Annotated in this window: 2 protein-coding genes; both read left to right on the forward strand. The window is 61.1% G+C overall.

Features of this window, described 5'->3' with window-relative positions; genetic code table 11:
• Nucleotides 1–110 precede the first annotated feature (110 nt).
• Complete coding sequence (locus AC1D1X_RS19885) at nt 111–1,577, forward strand: glutamate synthase subunit beta (protein ID WP_477669876.1); 1,467 nt, start codon at nt 111–113, stop codon at nt 1,575–1,577.
• 665 nt (nt 1,578–2,242) lie between these two features.
• Nucleotides 2,243–2,834 (forward strand): ABC transporter ATP-binding protein (locus AC1D1X_RS19890; RefSeq protein WP_477698972.1); only part of this gene is annotated, 592 nt, incomplete at its 3' end.

Consider the following 2,834-nt stretch of genomic DNA (forward strand, 5'->3'; position numbering starts at 1 on the left):
GTTGCGCCTTTTACGCATCAAACTATCTGCTATCGAATTTATAGCTGCTTACGCCCGTCTTCAAAGGGCTAGAGGCATAAAACGCTTAAAGAATTGCACAGGACCGCATCATGGGAAAAATCACCGGCTTCATGGAATACGAGCGCATCGAGGAGGGCTACAAGGCCGTGCCGGAGCGCCTGAAGAATTACAAGGAATTTGTCATCGGGCTGGACGACGCGCAGGCCAACAAGCAGGCCGCACGCTGCATGGACTGCGGCACGCCGTTCTGCAACAACGGCTGCCCGGTCAACAACATCATTCCCGACTTCAACGACATGGTGTTTCGCGCTGACTGGAAAAACGCGATCGACACGCTGCACAGCACCAACAATTTTCCCGAGTTCACCGGCCGCATCTGCCCCGCGCCCTGCGAAGCCGCCTGCACGCTGAACGTGAATGACGACGCCGTCGGCATCAAGTCGATCGAGCACGCCATCATCGACCGCGCCTGGTCCGAAGGCTGGGTCAAGCCCGTGATGCCCAAGCACAAGACCGGTAAAAAGGTTGCCGTGGTCGGCTCTGGCCCTGCCGGCATGGCCGCCGCGCAGCAACTGGCTCGCGCAGGCCACGACGTGACGCTGTTTGAAAAGAACGACCGCGTCGGCGGCCTGCTGCGCTACGGCATTCCMGATTTCAAGATGGAAAAAGTCCACATCGACCGCCGCGTCGAGCAGATGAAGGCCGAGGGCGTGAACTTCCGCACCGGCGTGATGGTGGGCAGCCTGCCAAAGGACTCCAAAGTCACCAACTGGGCGAAAGAAAGCATCACCCCTGAGCAACTGCAAAAAGACTTCGACGCCGTCATCCTCACCGGCGGCGCCGAACAGTCGCGCGACCTGCCCGTGCCCGGCCGCGACCTGGACGGCGTGCACTTTGCGATGGAGTTTTTGCCCCAGCAGAACAAGGTCAATGCCGGCGACAAGGTCAAAGGCCAGCTGCGCGCCGACGGCAAGCATGTCATCGTCATCGGCGGTGGCGATACGGGTTCCGACTGCGTGGGCACCAGCAACCGCCACGGCGCGGTCAGCGTCACCCAGTTTGAGCTGATGCCCCAGCCGCCCGAAGAAGAAAACCGCCCCATGACCTGGCCTTACTGGCCGATCAAGCTGCGCACCTCTTCCAGCCACGAAGAAGGCTGCGAGCGCGAGTTCGCGATCTCCACCAAGGAACTGATCGGCGAAAAAGGCAAGGTCACGGGCCTGAAGACCGTTCGCGTCGAATGGAAAGACGGCAAGATGGTGGAAGTGCCAGGCTCTGAGCAAACCCTCAAGGCTGACCTGGTGCTGCTGGCCATGGGCTTTATTTCGCCGGTGGCGTCCGTTCTGGATGCGTTCGGCATCGAAAAAGACAACCGCGGCAACGCCAAAGCGGGCACTGACTTCACCGGCGGCTATGCCACCAATGTGCCCAAAGTGTTTGCCGCTGGCGACATCCGCCGCGGCCAGAGCCTGGTCGTATGGGCGATTCGCGAAGGCCGTCAGGCCGCGCGTGCTGTCGACGAGTTTTTGATGGGCTTTAGCGACCTGCCTCGCTAAGCGCCGCGCCCGGCCTTCGCAAATCGCCCCAAGGGGCGGTTAAATAAACCCCAAGCTTGCGCTTGGGGTGCGCGTAGGCCGCCAGGCCGCGCGCGTGGTCGACGAGTTTCTGATGGGCTTTAGCGACCTGCCTCGCTAAGCGCCGCGCCGGCCTTCTCAAATCGCCCCAAGGGGCGGTTAAATAAACCCCAAGCTCGCGCTTGGGGTGCGCGTAGGCCGCCAGGCCGCGCGCGCGGTCGACGAGTTTCTGATGGGCTTTAGCGACCTGCCTCGCTAAGCGCCGCGCCGGCCTTCTCAAATCGCCAAAAAGGGGCGATTGTGAGGCCCAAGCTGGTGCCCGGGTTGCGTGAAATGGTGCCAAACCTCCAGAAATCACCCAATTGGCGTGACGGTCCGTTGCGCTTTGCGCACACCTGCCTGGTTGGCAAATAACACCGAAAACCCCGGGTGCTATCAAAAAAATAGCTGCTTGCGCCGGATAGTTGTGGCTTGCGGCCACTATCGGCCCGATAAGGCGGCCGCTTTTTTGGGCCACCCTCGCTGCTTTAGGCCGCTCAGCCCAAGGTTTTTGGTTTCCGGTCAGGGGCTGTATAAGGGCAAACCCCGTATCATTCGGTATTACTTACCCAAGCCAACACACCTGCTGGCCTGTCTTTTCTCCTTCAATGCCCGACATTTCCGCTTCATCATTGGTTGAGTTCAAGGATGTGACGTTTTCCTATCCCGGCTCCGCCGGTGATCGCGTCATCCTGGACAAGGTCACGCTGTCCGTGCCTCGCGGCAAGGTTACCGCGCTGATGGGCGCTTCGGGAGGCGGCAAAACCACCGTGCTGCGCCTCATCGGCGGGCAGCAAAAGGCTGTCAGCGGCGCTGTGCTGTTCGACGGCAAGGACGTCGGCAAGCTGGCCCAGGCGGAACTCTATGCCGCGCGCCGTCGCATGGGCATGCTGTTCCAGTTCGGTGCGTTGTTCACCGATCTGAGTGTTTTCGACAATGTGGCGTTTCCCTTGCGCGAGCACACCGAATTGGGTGAAGCCCTGATCCGCGATATCGTGCTGATGAAACTCAATGCGGTGGGCCTGCGCGGCGCGCGGGACCTGCTGCCCAGCGAGATTTCGGGCGGCATGGCCCGCCGGGTTGCGCTGGCGCGGGCCATTGTGCTGGACCCGGAACTCATCATGTACGACGAACCGTTCTCCGGGCTCGATCCGATCTCGCTCGGTACCGCCGCGCAGCTCATACGCCAGCTCAACGATA

Source organism: Polaromonas sp. P1_G4, from assembly GCF_056405475.1.